The sequence below is a fragment of the Streptomyces sp. RLA123 genome (genome assembly GCF_056270165.1).
Genome location: NZ_JBWDOR010000003.1, coordinates 4,895,299 through 4,917,500, shown reverse-complemented (window position 1 = coordinate 4,917,500; position 22,202 = coordinate 4,895,299). Strand labels below are relative to the sequence as shown.

Below are 22,202 nucleotides of genomic sequence, written 5' to 3'. Positions count from 1 at the left end.
TCCCACTCGTCGCGGTGCGCGGCTGCGAAGACGTCGAGGTCCATGGTCGCTGCTCCTGGCTGGACGGGAGGTCCCAGCTTGGCAGACGGGGCAGACTGGTCGGGCCGGGTTCCGGGGTGGGATCGAGGAGGGTGCCCGTATGAGTGGTGCGATCGGTACGAGCGGTGCGGCGGGCGGCAGTGCGGCCTACGGGGCGGGTGGTTCCGGCCGGCTGGTGACAGGCGAGGCGGTGGAGTTGGGGCTGCAGCCGGCGCGGTTGCCGAGCCGGGCGCTGGCGGCGGCGCTGGACGCCGTCGTCTATTTCGGCGGGTACGCGATCGTCTCGCTGGGGCTGCTCGCGGCGACGGCGTCGCTGGACGATGCCGCGCTGGCCGCGGTGTACGTGGCGTCGCTGGTCCTTGTGCTGATCGGGGTGCCGATCGCGGTGGAGACGCTGTCGCGGGGGCGTTCGCTGGGGAAGCTGGCGTGCGGGCTGCGGGTGGTCCGCGACGACGGCGGGCCGATCCGGTTCCGGCACGCGCTGGTGCGGGGGGCGGTGGGTGTGGTCGAGATCCAGGCGTTCCTCGGAGTGATCGCCTGTATCGCCTCGTTGGTCTCCGCACGGGGACGCCGTCTCGGGGACGTTTTCGCGGGGACACTGGTGGTGCGTGAGCGGATCCCGGTGCCGTCGGCCCCGCAGGCGATGCCGCCGGCACCGCAGTGGCTGGTGGATCAGGTGGCCGGGGTGGATCTTTCCGCGGTGCCCGAGGGGCTGTGGCTGGCGGTGCGGCAGTACCTGACGCGCATGCACCAGTTGGATCCGCAGGTCGGGTGGTCGATGGCGGAGCGGCTCGCGGCGGAAGTGTCGGCGTGCACGGGGACGCCGGTGCCGCCGGGCACTCCTGCGGTGGCGTATCTGACGGCGGTGGTGGCCGAGCGGCAGGTACGGGAGGCGCGGCGGGTCTTCGGCGCGGCGGCGTCCACACCCGCGCAGGCGCCGGCGGGGGGCTGGGGCGTGCCCGGGGAGGGGGCGGCTGTGCCTCCGTCGCCTGCGGCAGGTCCGTCGGGCTCCGCTGTTCGCCCGGTCCTTCCCTCTGCTCCCCCGGCACCCGCCGCCCCGCCCGTTCCGCCCGCGCCGCACGCGCCGTCCTCCGGGCCGTCGACCGGGTTCGCGCCGCCGGCCTGAACGGTCAGTCCGTCGCGGGGAATTGCGACGGGGGTGATTCGAGGTCCTCGAGTTCGATGCCGGGGGCCGCGAGCACGACGTCGCCGGCGATGTGCACGGTGTGCTGTTCACCGGTGTCGAGGGCGCTGACCTGGTATTCGTCCACGGTCAGGGGGCCGCTGTCAGTGGGGTGTGCTTCGCTCTTCACCAGGGCCCACGACTGGTCGAGGGTGCGGGGAGCGAGCACGGGGGGCTGGAATGCGACGAGACGAACGCGCGTGGCCGGGGCGCCCGCACGCAGGCGCAGCATGCGCGCCGTCGCGATGTAGAAGGCAGGGGATACGCCGCTGAAGGCGTGTGCCCGGACGTTTCCCTCCTGGGCGTGTTCGCCGGAGGGATCGGTGCGTACCCAGGTGACGCCTTCGAGGGCGGCGCCGCGGACCTGCCAGCTCGCGGCGTTGAGTTCCAGGCGGATGGGGCGGCCGAGTTCGTCGACGGTGAGGTCGATGGAGCCTGCGTGGCTGCCGTCGGCGTGCGTGGTCTGCGCGGTGTAGCGCCAGCCGGAGGGGCCGGTGGCGCAGTGGAAGTGTTCTTCGCCGAGGGGGGTGTGGTCGTGCGTGTCGTGGAACGAGTAGCGGCCGCGGGGCATGGGTCGACCTTACGGGGGCGGTGCCGGTGGTACGGGGCAGGCCCCCGCCGGGGGCGGGGGCCTGCGGGCCGGCTGAGGTGGTGCCGGGGCGCCGCGGTGGTCGCGGCGTCGGCGGTGGCCTCAGTAGCGGTAGTGGTCCGGCTTGTACGGGCCCTCCACCGGGACGCCGATGTACGAGGCCTGCTCGGGGCGCAGGGTGGTGAGCTTGACGCCCAGGGCGTCGAGGTGGAGCCGGGCGACCTTCTCGTCGAGCTGCTTGGGCAGGACGTAGACGCCGATCGGGTACTCCTCGGGCTTGGTGAACAGCTCGATCTGGGCCAGGGTCTGGTCCGAGAAGGAGTTGGACATCACGAACGAGGGGTGGCCGGTGGCGTTGCCCAGGTTCAGCAGGCGGCCCTCGGACAGCACGATGAGGACCCGGCCGTCGGGGAAGGTCCAGGTGTGGACCTGGGGCTTGACCTCGTCCTTGACGATGCCGGGGATCTTGGCGAGGCCGGCCATGTCGATCTCGTTGTCGAAGTGGCCGATGTTGCCGACGATCGCCTGGTGCTTCATGCGCTGCATGTGCTCGGCGAGGATGATGTCGCGGTTGCCGGTGGTGGTGACGAAGATGTCGGCGGTCTCGACGACATCCTCGAGCACGGTGACCTGGTAACCGTCCATCGCGGCCTGGAGGGCGTTGATGGGGTCGATCTCGGTGACGATGACGCGGGCGCCCTGGCCGCGCAGGGACTCGGCGCAGCCCTTGCCGACGTCGCCGTAGCCGCAGACCACGGCGACCTTGCCGCCGATGAGGACGTCGGTCGCACGGTTGATGCCGTCGATGAGGGAGTGGCGGCAGCCGTACTTGTTGTCGAACTTCGACTTGGTGACGGCGTCGTTGACGTTGATCGCCGGGAAGAGCAGGCTGCCGTCGCGCTGCATCTCGTACAGGCGGTGGACGCCGGTGGTCGTCTCCTCGGTGACGCCGCGGATCTCGGAGGCGAGCTGGGTCCACTTCTGCGGGTTCTCGCCGAGGGTGCGGTTGAGCACCGTGAGGATCTCGCGGTACTCGTCGCTGTCGGCGGTGGCGGGGTCCGGGGCCGCGCCGGCCTTCTCGAACTCGACGCCCTTGTGGACCAGGAGAGTGGCGTCGCCGCCGTCGTCGAGGATCATGTTCGGGCCGCCGGTGGGGGCGTCGGCCCAGACGAGGGCCTGCTCCGTGCACCACCAGTACTCGGCGAGGGTCTCGCCCTTCCAGGCGAAGACCGGGATGCCCCTGGGGTTGTCGACGGTGCCCTCGGGGCCGACGGCGATCGCCGCGGCGGCGTGGTCCTGCGTGGAGAAGATGTTGCAGGAGGCCCAGCGGACCCGGGCGCCGAGGGCGGCGAGGGTCTCGATGAGGACGGCGGTCTGCACGGTCATGTGCAGGGAGCCGGTGATGCGGGCGCCGGCGAGCGGCTGGGTGGCGGCGAACTCCGCGCGGATCGCCATCAGGCCGGGCATCTCGTGCTCGGCGAGGGTGATCTCCTTGCGGCCGAACTCGGCCAGCGAGAGGTCGGCGACCTTGAAGTCGTTGTTGACGGGGGACATGCAGTCTCCTCGTGGGGTGGTTCGAGAGCGGACATCGGCTTTTCCGCTGCGGGGCGTGGGAGGCATGCGGACATACGTCTCCCTCTACCGCAGCTCAGCCCGTCGGAGGCCCTCTCTCCCTCGGACGGTCCGGAGAGCGGAGCGCCCGACCGCCATCAGCAGCGACGTCTGGTTACCCATGAATCTACACCGAGTGCCCGGCCGGAACCGGGCCGACGGTGGAGGTGGCGGGGAGGGATCAGGCCGTTTCCGGAGCGGCCGGCGCCTCGGGGGCCGCCTTCTGCTCGCGGTAGATGTCGGGTTCCAGGTAGATCGCCCGGGCGATGGGGACGGCCACGCGGATGCGTGCCTCGGCGGCGTCGATGGCGCGGGCGACCACGGCGGCCGTGTCGTCGTGCTGGACGGCGATCTTGGCGGCGACGAGGAGTTCCTCGGGGCCGAGGTGGAGGGTGCGCATGTGGATCACACCGGTGACGGTGTCGCCGTCGACGATGGCCTCGCGGATACGCGCGACGGTCTCCGGGCCGGCGGACTCACCGAGCAGGAGGGACTTGGTCTCGGAGGCGAGGACGAGGGCGATGACGACGAGCAGGGCGCCGATGCACAGGGTGCCGACGCCGTCCCAGACACCGTTGCCGGTGAGCAGGGACACGCCGACGCCGGCGAGGGCGAGTACGAGGCCGACGAGGGCGCCGAAGTCCTCCAACAGGACGACGGGCAGTTCGGGGGCCTTGGCGGTGCGAATGAACTGGGCCCAGGTCTGCCGGCCGCGCAGTTGGTTGGACTCCTGGATGGCGGTGCGGAAGGAGAAGCCCTCGGCGACGATCGCGAAGAGGAGGACGCCGATGGGCCAGTACCAGTGCTCGACCTCGTGCGGGTGCTGGACCTTCTCGTAGCCCTCGTACAGCGCGAAGACGCCACCGATGGTGAACAGGACGATGGAGACGAGGAATCCGTAGATGTACCGCTCACGCCCGTAGCCGAAGGGGTGTTCCTCGGTGGCGGCCTTCTTGGCCTTCTTGCCGCCCAGCAGGAGCAGCGCCTGGTTGCCCGAGTCGGCGACCGAGTGGACGCCTTCGGCGAGCATGGAGGAGGAGCCGCTGAAGGCGAACGCCACGAACTTGCTCACCGCGATGGCAAGGTTGGCGCCCAATGCGGCGACGATCGCCTTGGTTCCGCCTGACGCGCTCATAGGTGCTGGGTATCCCTTCCGTCGGCCACCGGTCTTTGCCCGGTCTTTACGGCACTACGGCGGAACATTCTTGCAGGCCGCGATCGCACAGGTTCGTCAGGCCACCACGGTGGCACGGAAGACGGTTCCCTCACCGACGAGTTGGACCGGTTCGCCCGCGGGCACGTAGGCCGACTGACCTGGCGCCAGGGCGAGTTCCCGCTGCTGCGCGTCGGCGGTACCGGGGGCGCGGACGGTGGCCGTGCCGTCGGTGCAGAGCAGGATCTGCGCGGTGCGGTCGTCGAGGGCGCGCGGGGCGCCGCCGGCGGCCAGGGCGTAGCGGGAGAGGCGGAACTCCTCGATGGGGGTGGTGTAGAGCTCCTCGCCGTCCGGGGAGGCCTCGGGGCGCAGCACGCCGGGGTCGGCCGACTCGAAGCGGACGATGCGCAGGAGTTCGGGGACGTCGACGTGCTTGGGGGTGAGGCCGCAGCGCAGGACGTTGTCGGAGTTGGCCATGATCTCGACGCCGAGGCCGCTGAGGTAGGCGTGCGGGATGCCGGCGCCGAGGAAGAGGGCTTCGCCGGGCTGGAGGCGTATGTGGTTGAGCAGCATGGCGGCGATGACGCCGGGGTCGCCCGGATAGGTGTGGGCGATGGACGCGTACGCGGCGTAGGCGTCGGCGTACGGGCCCCCGTCACCGGCGAGCCGGCCGGCTGCCTCGGCCGCCTCGTTCACGGTGCCGGCGATCGCGTGGCGCTCGGCGCCGAGTACGGCGGTGAGGACTTCGCGCAGGGCGGCGTCCTCGGGATGCGCGTGCAGGATGTCGATGTAGGGCTTGAGGGAGTCGACGCCGAGGCCGGAGAGGAGGTCGGCGGTCTCCTGGGGGTGCCGGAAGCCGCACAGGCCCTCGAAGGGCGTGAGCGCGACGATCATCTCCGGCTTGTGGTTGGCGTCCTTGTAGTTGCGGTGCGGGGCGTCCACGGGGATGCCGCGGGCCTCCTCGTCGGCATAGCCGGCGGCGGCTTGTGCGAGGTCGGGGTGGACCTGGAGCGACAGCGGGGAGCCGGCGGCCAGCACCTTGAGCAGGAACGGCAGCCGGGGGCCGAAGCGCTCGACGGCGGCGGAGCCGAGTTCGGCGCGCGGATCGGCGGCGATGACCTGGTCGAGCGGGAGCGGGCCGCTGCCGCGGTCGACGCGGGAGGGGGCGCCGGGGTGGGCGCCCATCCACAGTTCGGCCTGCGGCTCGCCCGTGGGGCCGGTGCCCAGAAGCTCCGGGATGGCGGTCGTGGAGCCCCAGGCGTACGGGCGAATGGTGTTGGTCAGCCGATCCATGGGCTCATGATCTCCCGGCAGAGGTGACGGCAAGGTAAACGGAGGCGAAATCAGTGACGGCGAGCAGTTCGACGGCGGCTTCCAGCGGAGTGCTGTCGGGGCCGGCGGCGAGCTCGCTGAGCGGGGTGTCGTGGGTGGTGGTGAACTCCCGGGCGACGGCGGCGGCGCTGGTGGCGGGAGCCTGGGTGCCGTTGCCGGGGCGGTGCAGGAGGACGACGCGCAGCCGCAGGTCCACGGGTTCCTCGACGCGGTCGCGGAAGAAGTCGTCGGGGTCCAGGGCGCCGGCGAGGGCGCCGGCGAGCAGCGCGCCGTGGGTGTCGACGGCCTCGGGGAGCTCGCCGTGCAGGGCGGGGCGTCCGGCGCGGGAGGCGATGGTCGCGGCGAAACGGCGGGCGGCGACGGCGGACAGGGGGCCCTCGCTCCACAGCACGGGCAGGGACTCGGCGAGTTCGGAGGCGAGTGCCTTGGCGGGGTTGCTGTAGGTCGCGATGGCGGGGCCGCAGCGGGCGGCGACCTCGTCGAGGCGGTCGGCCACACTCTCGATGGCGTCGGCGGGCGCGGACAGCAGCCCGATCCGGTCGCCGAGGGCGAGCAGCGGGGTGAGCAGGGCCCAGAAGGCGCCGAGGTCCTCGTCGGGGTCGGCGGCGTCGGGCGCACCGGACGCGGGAGCGGCGGACTCGGGAGCGGCGGCGTAGGGGAGGACCAGGCCGCGCACTTGGGCGATGGCCTCGGCGATGGGCGACCCGGCGGGTACGACGGCGGCGGCGGTGCAGCCGCGACGGTAGGCCTGTTCGATGAGGTCGGCCAGACCGGCCTCGGTGCCCATGGGGCTGGCGATGAGCAGCAGGTCCAGGGGGCCGGCCCAGCCGGGCAGGGTCCAGTGCAGGTCGTACGGCGCGGGGCCGGTGGGGCGCAGCGGCAGGACGGGGGCGCTGCCGCTGCCGAGGGCCGCCAGCAGTTCGGCGACGGTGGCAGCGGTGGCCGCGCCGGGGCCCGCGACGAGGAGGCTGCGGGGGCGGCCGTCCGGCTTCAGTTCCCCTATGCCGGCCTCCTGCGCCAGGCGGGCGGCGGTGCGCACGCGGGCCCCCGCGGCCGCGACACCCAGGAGCAGGCCCCGGGTGTCGGCGCGGGCGAGGCCCTCGGGGTCGTCGAGCAGCGTCTCGTCCAGCATCGGTGCGTGACCTCCCGGGTCCTGGTCTGTCGGTCGGTGCGGGCGTTACGCCGGGCGGCGGGCCTCGTCGACGAGCAGGACGGGGATGTCGTCGCGGACGGGGTACGCCAGGCCGCAGTCGGCGGAGGTGCAGGCGAGTTCGCCGGCGTCGGCGTCCTCGCGGAGGGGGGCGTGGCAGGCGGGGCAGGCGAGGATTTCGAGGAGGCTGGCTTCGACGAGCGGCATGGTGGCGCGACTTCCTTCGGGTCGGTGCCCGTGGTGTCCGGGCGGGGCGGGCGGTCGCACCACCCGTGCGGGGCGTGCGGGGCGGCTTCCCGGCTGTCGGGCCGGTTGGCCGTTTCAGCGTATCGCCGGGGCGTTGGCGGCGCGGGGAGCACGTCCCGCTCGGGTGCGCGCATTCCCGGCGCCCCGTGCGGGGCGCCGGGAATCGGCGGACATGCCGGGCCGCGGGGAGCCCCGCGCCGGGTACCTCAGGCGCGGACGATCGCCAGTACCTCGTCGCGGACCTCGGCGACGAGGTCGGCGGTGCGGGCCTCGACGTTCAGGCGCAGCAGCGGCTCGGTGTTGGACGGGCGGAGGTTGAACCACCAGTCGCCGGAGGTGACCGTGAGCCCGTCGAGCTCGTCGGTCGTGACCCCCGGGCGGTCGGCGAAGGCCGTGCGGACGGCGGCGGTGCGGCCGGCCTGGTCGTCGACGGCGGTGTTGATCTCGCCGGAGGCGGCGTACCGGTCGTACTCGGCGACGAGCCCGGACAGCGTCCCGTCCTGGCCGCCGAGGGCGGCGAGGACGTGAAGGGCGGCGAGCATGCCCGTGTCGGCGTTCCAGAAGTCGCGGAAGTAGTAGTGCGCCGAGTGCTCGCCGCCGAACACGGCGCCGGTGCGGGCCATTTCCTGCTTGATGAAGGAGTGGCCGACGCGGGTGCGGACGGGGGTGCCGCCGTGCTCCTTGACCACCTCGGGGACGGACCACGAGGTGATCAGGTTGTGGATGACGGTGGAGCCCGGGTGCTTGGCCAGCTCGCGCGCCGCGACGAGCGCGGTGATGGCGGAGGGGGTGACGGGCTCGCCGCGCTCGTCCACGACGAAGCAGCGGTCGGCGTCGCCGTCGAAGGCGATGCCGATGTCGGCGCCGGTCTCCTTGACCTTGGCCTGGAGGTCGACGATGTTCTTGGGGTCGAGCGGGTTCGCCTCGTGGTTGGGGAAGGTGCCGTCGAGCTCGAAGTACATCGGGACGAGGTCGAGGGGCAGCCCGTCGAACACGGTCGGGACGGTGTGGCCGCCCATGCCGTTGCCGGCGTCGACGACGACCTTCAGGGGCCGGATCGTCGTGAGGTCGACGAGGGCGCGCAGGTAGGCGGCGTAGTCGCTGAGCAGGTCCTGCTGGGTGATCCCGCCGGGGGTGGCGTCGCTCGCCGGAAGGCCGGTCTCCGACCACTGCTCGACGAGTTCGCGGATCTCCGCGAGACCGGTCTCCTGGCCGACCGGCGCGGCACCCGCGCGGCACATCTTGATGCCGTTGTACCGGGCCGGGTTGTGGCTGGCGGTGAACATCGCGCCGGGCAGGCCGAGTTGGCCGCTGGCGAAGTAGAGCTGGTCGGTCGAGCAGAGCCCGATCTCGGTCACCGAAGCGCCGCGGGCGGCGGCGCCGCGGGCGAAGGCCCGGGACAGGCCGGGCGAGGACGGGCGCATGTCGTGGCCGGTCACGATCGCGTCGGCGCCGGTCACGGTGACGAAGGCCGCGCCGAAGAGTTCGGCGAGCGGCTCGCCCCATTGGTCGGGGACAACTCCACGGACGTCATACGCTTTCACGAGCTGCGAGAGGTCGGTCACCGCGTGTGCTCCACTCTGTCCGGTTGCCGGTCATGGCCTGCCGACCAACCTACCGGGCATACCTGAACATCCGGACGAAGGGTACCCGTCACGGTGGACACGGCTCCCGGGCGGGCCCGGGACGGGCGTGGACCGGGTCAGGAGTCGGGCGAGCGCAGCACGCGCAGGTGGCCGCGCCGGGCGATCCCCATCGGGTCGCCGCCCCGGCCGCCGGCCGGCTTGCCGCCGTCGCGCTCCGGGGGGCGGGCGGCCTCGCGCACGGCGTTGGCGAGCGCTTCCAAGTCGTCACTGCTGGGGCGGGTGGGGCCGGTGTCGGTGGCGAGGCGGACGACCTCCCAGCCGCGCGGGGCGGTGAGGCGCTCGGAGTGCTCGGAGCACAGGTCGTAGCAGTGGGGTTCGGCGTAGGTCGCGAGTGGGCCGAGCACGGCGGTGGAGTCCGCGTAGACGTACGTCAGCGTCGCGACGGCGGGACGGCCACACGCGGTGCGCGAACAGCGACGTACAGGGCTCACGACGTTGGACGGTACCGCACTCTTGAGCGGGCCGCGACGACTCCCCGGGACACCACTCCGTCGTGTCGTCCCGGTTCGCCGGGATGGCCCGACCTGCGACCCGCGCCGCTGACCTGCAAAGGGCCGGAAATGAACGGGCCGCCCGGCGATGACTGCCGTCACCAAACACGCCAAATGGCGTCATTTGACGGCAGCCGAACAGTCAGAGGTGGGGAATTGCCGTAACGACACCAGTGCGCGACCGTACATTCCGCGACATCACGCCGGATGTCCGGTCCTCGTACCCCGTGGTGATGGCACCGGTCACCGGCCCGCATAACCGGGGCTCCCGGCGGCTACTCTCAGAGGTGATGGACACCCCTTCGCCCGCACCCCGCCAGCGCCGCCGCGACCGACACGGACGCGGCATGCGCGGCCCCATCGCGCCACCGCAGGTGCCGCTGGCGCGCAGCCGCGCCGACGCCTTCGACGACCTCGTCCGGGACGCCGCCGACCGCCTGGAGCGGAGGTGGCCGCAACTGTCGGAGGTGGAGTTCGCCGTGCAGGAGGTGCCGTGGCCGGCCGGCGGGTCCGACGACGAGGCGGCCGGGGGGGCGGGGACATCCGAGGACGCGGTCCCGCTCGGACGGCTGCTCGGGGGCCGCAAGGGCAGCCCGCACCGGATCGTGGTGTACCGGCGGCCGGTGGAGATCCGGGCCAAGACCCGGGAGGAGCGCGCGCTGCTGGTGCACGACGTGGTCGTGGAACAGGTGGCCGAGCTGCTGGGGCTCTCCCCGGAGAACGTCGACCCCCGCTACGGCGAGGGATAGCGCGCGGGGCGGGTCGCCTCAGGGCGTCCCGACCGACGGCAAGGGCCCGGGGCGCAGACCGCGCCCCGGGCCCGAGTCACCTGCGGGTGCCGTCAGTTGAGGATCGAGAGGTCTTCCCGTGACGCCGGCACCGCCACCAGCCCCCGGTCGTCCGGCATCGTCTGGACGGTGAACATCGGGACGCCGTCCTTCGGCAGCTCCAGCGTGCGCGAGGCATAGACCGGCCCACCGGAGGACGGCTGGACCGTGACCGCGTAGGTGCCCTTCCCCGACGACGGGTCGGGCGGGGAGAGCACGACGGTCGTCCCGGCCTTCACGGAGACCGTCTTGCTGACCGGCTCGCCGCCCGAGGTGGAGGCCGAGGTCGTGACCTTGACCGTGGCGTCCGACCTGAGAGCGGTGAGGGCCAGGGTGGAGCCCTTGGTGCGGTTGTCGGCGACGGTGGAGCGGTCGCCGACGGGCGCGGTGGCCGGCAGGAAGGCGGTCTCCTGGTTGCCGCCCTTGCCGCGGGTGATCTGGAGGGCCGCGACGACCGGCGCCGAGCCCGTGGTGCCGCTGGGGGCGAGGATGAGCGAGCCCGCCTCCCCCTTGGTGACGTCGCCGAGGTCGACGGTGCTGGTCATGCCGCTCTTGACGTGGACGGTGTCGTGGCCGGCCGGCGTGATCTCGCCGCCGGAGGCCGCCAGCCGCAGCTTGAGGTCGGCATCGTCGTCGCCGGTCGCGAAGACGACCAGCCGCACCGCGGTGGCGTCGGCCGGGATGCCCGGCATCACGAGGGTGTCGGACGGGTCGGTGGAGGCGGCGAGCCAGTCTCCGCCGGCCTTGCTGTCGCCGGCCTCGACGGTGGCGCCGACCCGGCCGCTGCGCGCGCTGACGTGGAGGGTGAGGCCGTCGGTCTTCTCGGAGGTGAGGGTCGACAGCAGCACCGGGACGGAGGCGCCGGGCGGCACGGTGATGCCGTCGCCGGTCTCGGTCTTGATCTCGCCCTTGGGGCCGTAGAGCTCCAGGTCGACGACGGCCGAGTTGTCGTCGGGGTTGGTCAGGTGGACGTAGTCCTGACGGTTTCCGGCGGTGCTGACGGCGGGGAACCAGAACTCGCTGTCCGGCACGGCACAGGAGGTGCCGAGCACCGCGCGTGCCGGGCCGGCGTCGATGACCGTGGTCTGCTGCACGGTCCAGCCGGGGGCCAGGGCACCGTCGGCGGTGCCGATGAGGGCCGGGGCGTCGGTGCGCTCGGTGGTCGCGGTGACGGGCTTGCCCGCCTCCTTGAGGGGGGCGACCGGTTTGGCCTTGCCCTTGGGTGCCTTGCCGTCCTGCCCGGCGGCGGGCAGCAGGTCGGCGTTTCCGGTGCCGCCGGCCGAGTCGCCCTTCGGCGTGAACGACGTGTACGTCGTCGTCGCGAAGTCCGAGTCGGACGGCGCGGGGCAGGTCAGCGTCGATCGTTCGACGGGCAACCGGGCCGCACTGGCGGCGGGCGCGGCTTCGGGGGTTCCCGCGCCGCTGAGGGTGGCGATACCGGTGACGGCGGCGAGGGCGGCGGTGACGCCGATCAGGGACAGGACGCTGCGGTTCACTGCTGGTTGCTCCCGTCGCGGCGGTAACCGTCCGAGTCGTACGCCGTCGGGTCGTAGGGGGCGTAGGAGGGGTCGTGGGGCTGCTGCTCGTAGCCCTGCTGCCCGTACCCCTGCTGCTGCTCGTAACCCTGTTGCTGGTCGTAGCCGGGCTGCTGCTCGTAGCCCTGCTGGTCGTAGCCGGGCTGGGGCTGTTCCTGCTCGCCGTAGCCGTAGGGGTCGTAGACCGGCGCCTGCTGCTCCTGCTGCTCCTGCGGCTGCTGGGCGGGCTGCTCGTAGCCGTAGGTGCTCTGGTAGTCGGCGGCCCACTGCTCCTGGCCGTACGGGTCGTTCTGCTGGGGCCCGGCGGCGTAGGGGTCGTACTCCGGGTACTCGGTGTACTCCGCCGCCTGCTCCTCGGGGGCGCCTTCGGGGCGCTCCCGACCGTCCGGGTCGGTGTCGTCGCCCTCCGCCTCGGCCGCGGCGCGCAGCCTGCGGGCGCGGCGGCCGTCGCCGGTCGCCTGGGCCGGGATGTCGGCGGTCGCGGTCGCGGTGGCGCCGGCCGGGACGGGTTCGGTCTCCGGCAGGTCGTCGTCGATCTCGCGGCGGCGTCCGGGAAGCGCCATGACGACCAGGACCAGGGCGAGGAAGCCCTGGGCCCACACCCACACGACGTGGGTGAAGGGGTCGTCGTAGGTGAGGTCCAGGCGGCCGCCGGTGGCGGGGAGTTCGAAGCCCTGGGCCCAGCCGTCGACGGTGGTCGAGGTGAGCGACCGGCCGTCGAGGGTGGCGTTCCAGCCGGGAGCGACGTTGTCCGCCAGGCGCAGGACGCGTCCCTCGGGACCGGTGGGGATCGTGGTGTGCGCCTCGACCTTGCCGGAGGCGACCATGACCGGCTGGGTGCTCGCGCCCCCTGCCGGGCCCCCCGTGTCACCGGAGGCGGCGGGCTTGGGGACGATGACGAGCCGGGCCACGTCGTTGTCGACCCGCCACAGCGCGCTGCCGTCGGCCTGGCTGAGCCGGGACAGGCCGGGGGTGCTGTCGAGGGTGCGGCCCATCTCGCGCGGGGCACCCTGCTGGACGAGGACGTAGCGCACCGCGTAGCCGCCGAGCTGGGTGGCCTGGTCCGCGCCGGAACCGGCGACGAGGTTGGAGACGATCTTGTCCAGCCTGGAGTCGCCACCCTCGGAGGCCGCGATCTCGGCGTCGCCGAGCCGCGCTCCCGCGCCCCGCACCAAGGCGTACGAGACACGGGCGGGCGTGCCCGACAGCACCAGGGTGCGGGCCTGGTCGCGGGTGGATCCCTCCTCGGCGACGAACGCCGGGACCTGTGTCGGGTCGCGGCGCTCCACGGGACCGTCGGCGCCGCCGGCCATCCAGCCGACCGCGGCGGACAGCGGGGCGAGGACGGCGGCCAGGGCGACGAGGGCGGCGGCGGGCTGGCGCCAGCCGAATCCGGAGGCGGCGAGGCGTTCCTGTGCGTTCTCCGCGCCGACCGCGGCTGCGGCGAGCAGGGCGAGGCCGTACACGAGGGTCGCGGGTCCCGCCCAGGCGGAGTTGTTGGCGGCGACTGCGAACACCAGTCCGGTCAGGGCGGCCGCCCAGGCGCTGACGATGCTCAGCCGGCGCTCGCCGCGCATCAGGGCCGCGAGGGCGGCCAGCACGATGCCGGCGAGCAGCAACCCACCGGCCGCGCCGGGGCCGCCGGGATTGACCAGGACGAGGTCGGTGGCGGAGGCGGCGCGGGGGCCGTAGGGCAGCCCCGCCTCGTACAGGAAGCGCTTGGGCTGCGTGAGCAGGTCCAGCGACCAGGGCGCGAGCACCACCATGGGGGCGCCGAGGATCGCGATTGCCCGCATCGCCAGGGGCACGACGAGGTGTCCCTGCCCGCGCACCAGGCGCAGCGCGACGGCGACGCCGATGAGCACCAGCGCGATGGGCCAGGTGATAGGGGTGAAGGCGGTGGTGAGCGTCAGCAGCAGCGCGAAGGCCCAGGCGGCACGCCAGCCGGGGCGGACGCCGCGGTCGACGGCCTCGCGGGACAGCCGCAGGCCGGCGGCCGAGACGGCGGCACGCGCCATCAGCGGCAGCACGATGGCCAGCACCGCGGTGCCGAGCCGCCCGCCCGCCAGGGCGCCGGTTGCGGCGGGCAGGAAGGCGTAGGCGACGGCCGCCCAGGCCCGCAGCAGCCGGGACTCGACCAGCGGCCGGGAGGCGAAGTACGCGCTCAGTCCGGCGAGCGGGACGGAGGCCACCAGGAGCATGGTCAGGGCGAGGCCGGTGCTGCCGAACAGCACGTTCGACATCGCCGCCACGATCGCCAGGTACGGCGGCGCGCTGGCGGTGCTGCCGGTGCCGAGGGCGTGCCAGGCGCCGAGGTAGGAGCCCCACAGGTCGTTGGCCCGGTCCGGGGCGGGCAGCAGCGCGCCGCCGGACAGTGCGCCGCCGCCGAGGAGCTGGCGGCAGGCGATGAGGGAGAACAGCAGCAGGACCGCGAAGAGCACGGGCGCGGGCTGCCGGGCGATCCGCTTGAGCAGGGCGAACTGCTCGATCTCCAGGTACTCGCCGTCGTCGTCGCCGCCGCTGGGGCCGGAGTCGATGCCCCCGCCATGGCGGCCGGCGGAGGTGGCGTCGGCCTCGGCGCGGCCGGAGATGTTGCTGACGACCTGCTCGACGGTGGCACGCACGGTCGCGCCGGGCGACGGGAAGAGCGGCCGCAGTTCCGCGGCCTCTACGGCGGGCCGGGAGCGCTGTCTGCGGGCACTGAGGACGCGGCCGGGCCGCAGCAGCACCGACAGCAGGCCGGTGATCTCGTCGACGGCCTGCTTGGGGACCTTGCCGACCAGGTAGGCCAGCGTGCGCAGGACGGTGCCGAGCACCAGGCGCGCGAAGACATAGGGCAGCTGGGCGCCGCGGGTGTTCGCCAGCAGGGTGTAGACGGCGCCGGCCTTGTCGACGCGGTGCGGGTCGACCGCGGAGCGGCCGGCGCAGTCGACCGGGCGGCGTTCGCGGGAGGCGGCCTCCGCGTGCCGCAGGACGGCGTCGGGGGCGATGAGCACGGTGTGCCCCGCGGACTGGGCGCGCCAGCAGAAGTCCACGTCGTCACGCATGAGGGGCAGCCGGCGGTCGAAGCCGCCGAGCTCCTCCCACACGTCGCGGCGCACGAGCATGCCGGCGCTGGACACCGAGAGCACCTGGCGCACCTGGTCGTGCTGGCCCTGGTCCTGCTCGCGGCGCTCCAGCCCGGTCCAGCGGCGGCCGCTGCGGGCGATGGAGACGCCGACCTCGAGGAGCTGGCGGCGGTCGTACCAGCTGCGCAGCTTGGGGCCGATGACCCCGGCGGAGGGCGCGGAGTCGGCGACCTTCAGCAGGCCGCGCAGGGCGTCGGGGGCGGGCTCGCAGTCGTCGTGGAGCAGCCAGAGCCAGTGCACCGGCTCGCCGTGCGGCTGCTCGGGCTCGTCGTGGGCGTCGTCGTCCCAGGCGCGGGCGACCGGGTCCCAGCCGCTGCGGCGCTGAAGGTACGGCAGTTGCTCGGCGGTCATCGGGGGCGCGGCGCGGACGCACTCCTCGACGGCGGCGCCGAAGCCGCTGCGCCGGGCGAGATGCAGGACGCGATGGTCGCCGAGCGACTCGGCGAGCAGCCGGGCGGAGTCGTCGGAGCTGCCGGTGTCGGCGGCGACGACGTCCTGGACCGGGCGGTCCTGGGAGACCAGGCCCGCGAGCGCGTTGGGCAGCCACCGGGCACCGTCGTGGGCGACCAGCACGGCGGTGACGACGTGGCGCGGGAACTCCGGAGCCTGGGCGGCGTATTGAGTCCCTGCTGAACTGTTCACGGACATCGAGGTTCGGGCCCCGGTTCGCTGGACTTCGGACGACGCCTCAGGCGTCTCGGACGGGCCCCCACACTAACGCTTGCGGGAGGCCGCCCTTCCGGGTCCGGAGCACATATACGCACGAACACGACGTGCCGGGCGTGCGCTCAGACGACGCCCTTCTTCAGGCGGCGCCGCTCACGCTCGGACAGACCGCCCCAGATGCCGAAGCGCTCGTCGTTGGCGAGTGCGTAGTCCAGGCAGTCGGAGCGGACCTCACAAGCGAGGCAGACCTTCTTGGCCTCGCGGGTGGAACCGCCCTTCTCGGGGAAGAACGACTCGGGATCGGTCTGCGCGCACAGCGCGCGCTCCTGCCACCCGAGCTCTTCGTCGGCCTCTTCGGCCAGCAACAGCTGGAACAGCTCGGTCATGCGCGCCCCTCGTCTGTTTTCGCTTCCCCGTGCATGTTGCCGTTTACCTGTGACGGTCGAACGACACGAGTGAAATTACAAGTGTGCCGATACGGGCCAGTCAAGCCGAGATCTGCTATTGGGCCCGTTATTCACCCTGCGGAACCAAGGTCTGACGGAAAGTGTTCAAATCAGTCCAAACGTCCGCATACGTCAATCGTGATCGACATCCAGGGAGGACCGGCGATCACGATGAGATCACGAAAACACAACGACGTTTCCCGGGGAGACGTTCCTGCGTACCCGTGTGGTTGCGTCCGCACCTTCCCGGGGCCAGGCTGCACAAACCTTTCACCTGGTCGAATAGCCGGATCAGGTGAAAGATTCACGACAAACCGGATGTCAGGTTGACAGGCACCCGAAGAGCCGGTGTGCTGAGCGCATGCCAGTGACCCACGCGCCTTCCCGGATCCGCCGCCTCGGCGACTTCCGTCGTGCCGTGGAAGCTCACTGTCGCTGTTCCAGCTGTTGCCGCTGACGATCTTCATCGTCAGCCTGCACAGCCTCATGCGCCCTGCCTGACGCTCCTCACTTCCCGTAGGAACTCCCGCACCCATGAACAGCGACGTCTCGATCGCCGGCGATCCGCTCGCCGTCCCCCACCTCCTGCCGCCCGTGCCCGCCCACCCCGTCACCGTGGCGGAGTTCGCCGGGCTGGCCCGGCGCATCGCCGAGGACCGTGCCCACTGGGCGCCGCGCGTGCGCTACGACACCGTCACGCGTTGGTACGACCGGCTGCGGACCGGACCCGGCTATGAGATCTGGCTGCTGAGCTGGGTCCCCGGCCAGGGCAGCGGGCTGCACGACCACGGCCGCTCCAGCGGTGTGCTGACCGTCCTGGAGGGCGCGCTGACCGAGCGGGCCCTCGGCGGCAACGGCGAGGTGCGCCGTTCACTCTCCACGGGGCACCAGCGGGTGTTCGCCCCGGGCTACGTCCACGAGGTCGTCAACGACTCCCTGGAACCGGCGGTCAGCCTGCACGTCTACTTCCCGGGCCTGACCGAGATGACGCCGTACGCCTGCACCTCGCGGACCCCGGCCGCCGAGGGCACGTTCGCAGGCTGACAGCCGCGGCTGCCAGACTGTCCGCATGCGAATCGTGGTACTGGCCGGCGGCATCGGAGGCGCCCGCTTCCTGCGCGGTCTCAAGGAAGCGGCGCCGGACGCGGAGATCACCGTGGTCGGCAACACCGGCGACGACATCCACCTGTTCGGGCTGAAGGTCTGCCCCGACCTCGACACCGTCATGTACACGCTGGGTGGCGGAATCCACGAGGCCCAGGGCTGGGGCCGCGCGGACGAGACCTTCACCGTGAAGGAGGAGCTGGCCGCGTACGGGGTCGGCCCCGAGTGGTTCGGCCTCGGCGACCGCGACTTCGCCACCCACATCGTGCGCACCCAGATGATCGGCGCCGGCTACCCGCTGAGCGCGGTCACCGAGGCACTGTGCGCACGCTGGAAGCCCGGCGTACGGCTCATCCCTATGACCGACGACCGCATCGAGACGCACGTCGTGATCGACGACCCGGACGGCGGGGGCGGCCGCAAGGCCGTGCACTTCCAGGAGTACTGGGTGCGGCTGCGGGCCTCCGCCGAGGCGTACGCGATACTGCCGGTCGGCGCGGAGGGCGCGAAGCCTGCGCCCGGCGTGCTGGAGGCCATCGCCGAGGCGGACGTCATCCTCTTCCCGCCGTCGAACCCGGTGGTGTCGGTCGGCACGATCCTGGCCGTACCCGGCATCCGCGAGGCCATCGCCGAGGCGGGCGTGCCGGTGGTGGGCCTCTCCCCCATCGTCGGCGGGGCTCCGGTGCGGGGCATGGCCGACAAGGTCCTGGCCGCCGTCGGCGTGGAGTCCACGGCCGCGGCGGTCGCCGCGCACTACGGCTCCGGGCTGCTCGACGGCTGGCTCGTCGACACCGTCGACGCGGGCACGGTGGACGAGGTCGAGGCGGCGGGCATCCGCTGCCGCTCGGTGCCGCTGATGATGACGGACCTCGACGCCACCACCGCCATGGCGCGCGAGGCGCTGACGCTGGCAGAGGAGGTGCGGGCGTGAACGCTTCCACCTCCTACCGGGTGTGGGCGGTCGGGGGACTGCCGGAGATCACGGCCGGTGACGACCTGGCGAAGCTCGTCGCCACGGCCACCGGCTACCTGGAGGACGGCGACGTCCTCGTCGTCACGTCGAAGATCGTCAGCAAGGCGGAGGGCCGCGTCGTCCACGCCGACGACCGCGAGGCCGCCATCGACGCGGAGACGGTCCGGCTGGTCGCCCGGCGCGGCCCGACGCGGATCGTGGAGACCCGGCACGGCCTCGTCATGGCGGCGGCGGGCGTCGACGCCTCCAACACGGCGCCCGGCACGGTGCTGCTGCTGCCCGAGGACCCGGACGCCTCGGCGCGGACGATCCGCGCGGGGGTGCGCGAGGCACTCGGCGTCAATGTCGGTGTCGTCGTCACCGACACCTTCGGGCGCCCCTGGCGCGAGGGCCTCACCGATGTCGCCATCGGCGCGGCCGGAATCCGCGTCGTCGACGACCTGCGGGGCGCGACCGATTCGCACGGCAACCAACTCGCCGTCACCGTCACGGCGCTGGGCGACGAGCTGGCCGCGGCCGGCGACCTCGTCAAGGGCAAGGCGGGCGGCACCCCGGTGGCCGTGGTGCGCGGCCTGGATCGCCTGGTGCTCCCGGCCGAGGAGAGCGGCACCGGCGCCCGGGCACTGCTGCGGCCGGCCGCAGAGGACATGTTCCGGCTGGGCACGTCGGAGGCGGTGCGCGAGGCCGTCTCCCTGCGCCGCACGATCCGCGACTTCTCCGACGCGCCCGTCGACGGGGGCGCGGTGCGGCGGGCCGTGGCACTCGCCGTCACCGCCCCGGCGCCGCACCACACGACGCCGTGGCGCTTCGTGCTGCTGGAGACCGAGGCCGCCCGGGTGCGGCTGCTGGACGCGATGCGTGACGCGTGGATCGCCGACCTGCGCCGCGACGGCCGCAGCGAGGAGTCGATCGCCAAGCGCGTACGGCGCGGCGACGTCCTGCGCCGGGCGCCCTACCTGGTGGTTCCGTGCCTGGTCGCGGACGGGGCGCACGACTACCCCGACCCCCGGCGGTCGGCGGCCGAGCGCGAGATGTTCGTGGTCGCGATGGGCGCGGCCGTGGAGAACTTCCTGGTCGCCCTCGCGGGCGAGCAACTCGGCTCCGCCTGGGTGTCGTCCACGATGTTCTGCCGCGACGTGGTGCGCGAGGTACTGGACCTGCCGGAGGACTGGGACCCGATGGGCACCGTCGCGATCGGCCGCCCCGCGGTGCCGCCGAAGGACCGGCCGGCGCGGAGCGCGGAGGCGTTCATCGAGGTGCGCTAGGCGTCGCGGCGGTCGGTTCGGCTGAGGTACCCGGTGACGCTGCCCCTGTACGGCTCCCGCCGTGTGCGGGGCAGGGACACCTCGGTGAGCCTGCCGTCGTACATCATCCACATCCCGCAGCAGTCGCCCTCCTCGTCGTGGATCAGCACCTGCACGGACTGGGGGACCGGCCATGGCAGCGACTCCAGGCGCGCCAACAGGCCGGTCCAGTTCAGGCGCCAGAACTCCACGACCCACATCTGGATGCCGAACAGGTCGGACCGGACCCGCTCGAAGCACTGGTGCCATTCCCGTTCCTCGTCGGGCAGGGTCAACGGGTGCATGACCTCGGCGGCGTCCTGGGCGATCACGACGACTTGGGCGAATCTGCTCACCGCCGCAGTGTGCCCGGCGGACGCGGCACCCCCGTAAGCGGATTCCGTGGGGACCGGCGGGCGGGAAATCCGGTCGACGGCCGGTCGGGCGCGAGGGCAGGATCCCGGTGTGGAAGAACTCGTGTGGCCCCTGTACGCACTCCGGATCACCACCCCGCGGCTGGAGTTGGGCCTGCCCGACCTGACGGGACTCGCGGAACTGGCGGGCGTCGCCGCGGCCGGCGTCCACGACGCGGACCGTATGCCGTTCACCGTCCCGTGGACCGACGCGAGTCCGCGCGAACGCGAACAGGCCACGTTCCGGCACGTGCTGGGGACGGTCGCCACCTGGCGGCCGGAGGACTGGACGCTGAGCCTGTCGGTGCGGTGCGAGGGTGAGGTCGTCGGGCGGCAGGACCTGAGCGCGAACGACTTCGCCGTCACCCGCGAGGCCCGGACGGGCTCGTGGCTGGGGCTGACGCACCAGGGCCGGGGCATCGGCACGGAGATGCGGGCCGCGGTACTGCACCTGGCTTTCGAAGGGCTCGGCGCACGCTGCGTCACATCGGCGGCGATGACGGACAACCCGGCTTCCCGCCGGGTCTCCGACAAGCTCGGGTACCGGTTCGACGGCATGGACGTGGCGGCCGTACGGGGCTCCGCCCGGACCCTTCACCGGCTGCGCCTGGACCGCGCGGACTGGGAGGCGCACCGTAGCGTTCCCGTCGAGATCCACGGGCTGGAGCGGTGCCGGGACCTGTTCGGGACCTGAGGCGGCCGCCCCGTACTGCCCCCGGGCCGGCATTCACCCGACGCGGGTCCGCTCCGGGTCGACCGGCGCCGGGAAGCCGAGCCGTTCCAGGAGGATGTCGAAGAGCTCCTCCGCGAACGTCTCCTTCGACCGCAGGACGTCCTCGACGGCCTCCGCCGTCACGCCCTTCCCGAACCCGGCGGACCGGGCCCAGGCCAGGGCGGCGCGGGAGGCGTCGGGGATGCCGGCCTCCATCCCGGCACGCGTCAGGGCCACCGCCGCCTCGAACTCCGCAGTGCCCGCGTACTCAGCGGTGTCGTCGACGTCGTCGGGGACGTGCGTCAACAGCGCGGCCGCCGTCCCCAGGTTCAGCCACGTCTCCCAGCGCGCGGCGCCCGGCGCGAGCCCGATCACCCATGCCACGTCGCTGTCGAAGACCGAGGCGACGCAGGCGGGCGCCCCGGTCCAGTCGACGACCTCGCGCAGGACCTCGTCCACGTCGTCCAGCACCTCGTGGTGGAACTCCAGGGTCTGCCAGCCCCCGGGCCTCGGCCACAGAGCGGCGGCGGAGTCGCGGTCGTCCCGCACCGCGTCGAACAGCGGTGTGTCCAGCAGCGGCCGCTCACTGCGAGCGACGATCAGATTGCGCGAATACCCCACTGCGGCTCCCCTCGAAGTCCCTGCCCGGCACATTACGACCGGGCACCGACAACGGCCTTCAGAGCGGAACGATGTTGCCCGGTGCCAGGCGGGGGGCGCGGCGCGGGGGGCGGCGGCCGGTCAGGAGGATGAGGCGGGCGGCGCGGTGGCGCTGGCCGGCGTAGGGCTCCAGGAGTTCCAGCATGGTCGCGTCGTCCGTGCGGTGGGCGCCGGTGAGGGCGTAGCCGACGGTGTGGGGCAGGTGGAGGTCGCCGACGGTGACGGCGTCGGGGTCGCCGTTGCTGCGCTGGAGGGTCTCGGCGGCTGTCCAGGGGCCGATGCCCGGGATCGCCTGGAGGCGGGCGGAGGCCTCGGCGGGGCCGAGGGCGGTGGCCTGCTCCATGCGGGCGGCGGCGCGGGCGGCGCGCACGGCGGCCGCGGAGCGCTTGCCGTCGACGTTGGCGCGGTGCCACTCCCAGGAGGGGATCATGGCCCAGCCGCGGGCGTCGGGCATGACGCGCATGCGCAGTTCCTCGCCGGGACCGGGGGCGGGCTCGCCGAAGCGCCACAGCAGGAGGCGCCAGGAGCGGTAGGCCTCGTCGGAGGTGACCTTCTGCTCCAGGATCGCGGGCACGAGCGATTCCAGGACCAGGCCGGTGCGGGTCAGGCGGAGGCCGGGGTTGCGGCGGTGGGCCTCGTGGACGACGCGGTGGCGGGCGGTGAACGCGGCGGGCTCGTCGGCGTCGCCGAGCAGTTCCGGCAGGCGGTCGAGCAGCCAGTCGGCGCCGGGCCCCCACGCCTGCGCCTCGACCTCACCGCCCGCGGGGCGGGCGATGCGGAGCGTGCCCGGGCCCTCGGGGGTGCGCGAGGCGCGGTGGACCGCGCCGTCGGGACCCACCCGGAAGGCGGGGTCGCCGGGGCCGCGGCGCAGGGGTCCGAGAGTCAGGCCCAGGTCCAGCGGGCCGCGCGGGGTCCACCGGCGGATCCGGCCCGCGGTGCGCGGGCCGGGCACGCGTGCCGTCGTACCGCGGAGGAGTCGGGTCTGCTCGGGATGCACCCGACGAGCCTACGCGCC

The 22,202-nt window shown here is 73.2% G+C and carries 21 protein-coding genes (1 of these 21 running past the window's edge); 6 read left to right on the top strand and 15 right to left on the bottom strand.

What is annotated here, in order from left to right:
* Positions 1–44, bottom strand: the beginning of a protein-coding gene (locus RV983_RS22410) for a stage II sporulation protein M (protein ID WP_475987531.1). 964 nt of this gene lie to the left of the window's left edge; the window shows 44 of its 1,008 coding nt (coding positions 1–44); the start codon lies at positions 42–44; its stop codon lies beyond the left edge, outside the window.
* 95 nt (positions 45–139) lie between these two features.
* Between RV983_RS22410 and RV983_RS22405 the strand changes: the two genes are divergently transcribed.
* Positions 140–1,165: an RDD family protein gene (locus RV983_RS22405; protein ID WP_475987530.1), complete on the top strand. Its 1,026-nt coding sequence runs from the start codon at positions 140–142 to the stop codon at positions 1,163–1,165.
* A gap of 4 nt (positions 1,166–1,169) precedes the next feature.
* On the opposite strand, the gene RV983_RS22400 is transcribed toward RV983_RS22405, so the two are convergent.
* The 8 genes from RV983_RS22400 to RV983_RS22365 form a co-directional block, all read right to left on the bottom strand.
* Entirely contained in the window at positions 1,170–1,793 is a 624-nt protein-coding gene (locus RV983_RS22400; RefSeq protein ID WP_475987529.1) for a hypothetical protein, read from the bottom strand.
* A gap of 120 nt (positions 1,794–1,913) precedes the next feature.
* Entirely contained in the window at positions 1,914–3,365 is a 1,452-nt protein-coding gene (gene ahcY, locus RV983_RS22395) for an adenosylhomocysteinase (RefSeq protein ID WP_475987528.1), read from the bottom strand.
* Between the two features lie 238 nt (positions 3,366–3,603).
* Positions 3,604–4,557 (bottom strand): cation diffusion facilitator family transporter, encoded by a 954-nt coding sequence (locus RV983_RS22390; protein ID WP_475987527.1) that lies wholly within the window; start codon positions 4,555–4,557, stop codon positions 3,604–3,606.
* A gap of 96 nt (positions 4,558–4,653) precedes the next feature.
* Positions 4,654–5,868, bottom strand: coding sequence for a mannose-6-phosphate isomerase, class I (manA, locus tag RV983_RS22385; protein WP_475987526.1), 1,215 nt, complete (start codon positions 5,866–5,868; stop codon positions 4,654–4,656).
* A gap of 4 nt (positions 5,869–5,872) precedes the next feature.
* Positions 5,873–7,039: an SIS domain-containing protein gene (locus RV983_RS22380; RefSeq protein ID WP_475987525.1), complete on the bottom strand. Its 1,167-nt coding sequence runs from the start codon at positions 7,037–7,039 to the stop codon at positions 5,873–5,875.
* A gap of 45 nt (positions 7,040–7,084) precedes the next feature.
* Complete coding sequence (locus RV983_RS22375) at positions 7,085–7,264, bottom strand: Trm112 family protein (RefSeq protein ID WP_475987524.1); 180 nt, start codon at positions 7,262–7,264, stop codon at positions 7,085–7,087.
* Positions 7,265–7,509: 245 nt separating this feature from the next.
* Positions 7,510–8,868, bottom strand: a complete 1,359-nt coding sequence (locus RV983_RS22370; protein ID WP_475987523.1) for a phosphomannomutase/phosphoglucomutase — start codon at positions 8,866–8,868, stop codon at positions 7,510–7,512.
* Between the two features lie 137 nt (positions 8,869–9,005).
* Entirely contained in the window at positions 9,006–9,380 is a 375-nt protein-coding gene (locus tag RV983_RS22365; RefSeq protein WP_475987522.1) for a DUF3499 domain-containing protein, read from the bottom strand.
* Positions 9,381–9,730: 350 nt separating this feature from the next.
* Here RV983_RS22365 and RV983_RS22360 point away from each other — a divergent pair, with 350 nt between their 5' ends.
* Positions 9,731–10,189, top strand: coding sequence for a metallopeptidase family protein (locus RV983_RS22360; protein WP_475987521.1), 459 nt, complete (start codon positions 9,731–9,733; stop codon positions 10,187–10,189).
* 92 nt (positions 10,190–10,281) lie between these two features.
* Here the strand turns inward: RV983_RS22360 and RV983_RS22355 are convergent, their stop codons facing one another.
* The 3 genes from RV983_RS22355 to RV983_RS22345 all read right to left on the bottom strand — a co-directional run bounded on the left by RV983_RS22355 (position 10,282) and on the right by RV983_RS22345 (position 15,982).
* A complete protein-coding gene (locus RV983_RS22355) occupies positions 10,282–11,763 on the bottom strand; it encodes a DUF5719 family protein (protein WP_475987520.1) in 1,482 nt (493 codons plus the stop codon).
* Positions 11,760–15,578, bottom strand: a complete 3,819-nt coding sequence (locus RV983_RS22350) for a glycosyltransferase (RefSeq protein ID WP_475987519.1) — start codon at positions 15,576–15,578, stop codon at positions 11,760–11,762. The genes RV983_RS22355 and RV983_RS22350 overlap by 4 nt, the downstream gene beginning before the upstream one ends.
* 140 nt (positions 15,579–15,718) lie before the next feature.
* Positions 15,719–15,982 carry a WhiB family transcriptional regulator gene (locus RV983_RS22345; RefSeq protein ID WP_018559705.1) on the bottom strand — a complete coding sequence of 88 codons (264 nt, stop codon included), beginning with the start codon at positions 15,980–15,982 and terminating at the stop codon, positions 15,719–15,721.
* Positions 15,983–16,576: 594 nt separating this feature from the next.
* Here RV983_RS22345 and RV983_RS22340 point away from each other — a divergent pair.
* From RV983_RS22340 to RV983_RS22330, 3 genes are read left to right on the top strand one after another with little or no spacing between them, the layout of a single operon-like run.
* The gene (locus RV983_RS22340) at positions 16,577–17,086 is read left to right on the top strand and encodes a cysteine dioxygenase (RefSeq protein ID WP_475987518.1); all 510 of its coding nucleotides are present in this window, start codon (positions 16,577–16,579) and stop codon (positions 17,084–17,086) included.
* A 25-nt stretch (positions 17,087–17,111) separates the two neighbouring features.
* Positions 17,112–18,077 (top strand): 2-phospho-L-lactate transferase, encoded by a 966-nt coding sequence (cofD, locus tag RV983_RS22335; RefSeq protein WP_475987517.1) that lies wholly within the window; start codon positions 17,112–17,114, stop codon positions 18,075–18,077.
* Complete coding sequence (locus RV983_RS22330) at positions 18,074–19,384, top strand: coenzyme F420-0:L-glutamate ligase (RefSeq protein WP_475987516.1); 1,311 nt, start codon at positions 18,074–18,076, stop codon at positions 19,382–19,384. The genes cofD and RV983_RS22330 overlap by 4 nt, the downstream gene beginning before the upstream one ends.
* Here the strand turns inward: RV983_RS22330 and RV983_RS22325 are convergent.
* The gene (locus tag RV983_RS22325) at positions 19,381–19,758 is read right to left on the bottom strand and encodes a hypothetical protein (protein WP_475987515.1); all 378 of its coding nucleotides are present in this window, start codon (positions 19,756–19,758) and stop codon (positions 19,381–19,383) included. The genes RV983_RS22330 and RV983_RS22325 overlap by 4 nt on opposite strands.
* Before the next feature lie 109 nt (positions 19,759–19,867).
* Here RV983_RS22325 and RV983_RS22320 point away from each other — a divergent pair, with 109 nt between their 5' ends.
* On the top strand, positions 19,868–20,509 hold the full coding sequence (locus RV983_RS22320; protein ID WP_475987514.1) for a GNAT family N-acetyltransferase: 642 nt from the start codon (positions 19,868–19,870) through the stop codon (positions 20,507–20,509).
* Positions 20,510–20,542: 33 nt separating this feature from the next.
* Here the strand turns inward: RV983_RS22320 and RV983_RS22315 are convergent, their stop codons facing one another.
* Positions 20,543–21,148: a hypothetical protein gene (locus RV983_RS22315; protein WP_475987513.1), complete on the bottom strand. Its 606-nt coding sequence runs from the start codon at positions 21,146–21,148 to the stop codon at positions 20,543–20,545.
* Positions 21,149–21,206: 58 nt separating this feature from the next.
* Entirely contained in the window at positions 21,207–22,139 is a 933-nt protein-coding gene (locus RV983_RS22310; protein WP_475990422.1) for a DNA-3-methyladenine glycosylase family protein, read from the bottom strand.
* Between the last annotated feature and the right edge of the window lie 63 nt (positions 22,140–22,202).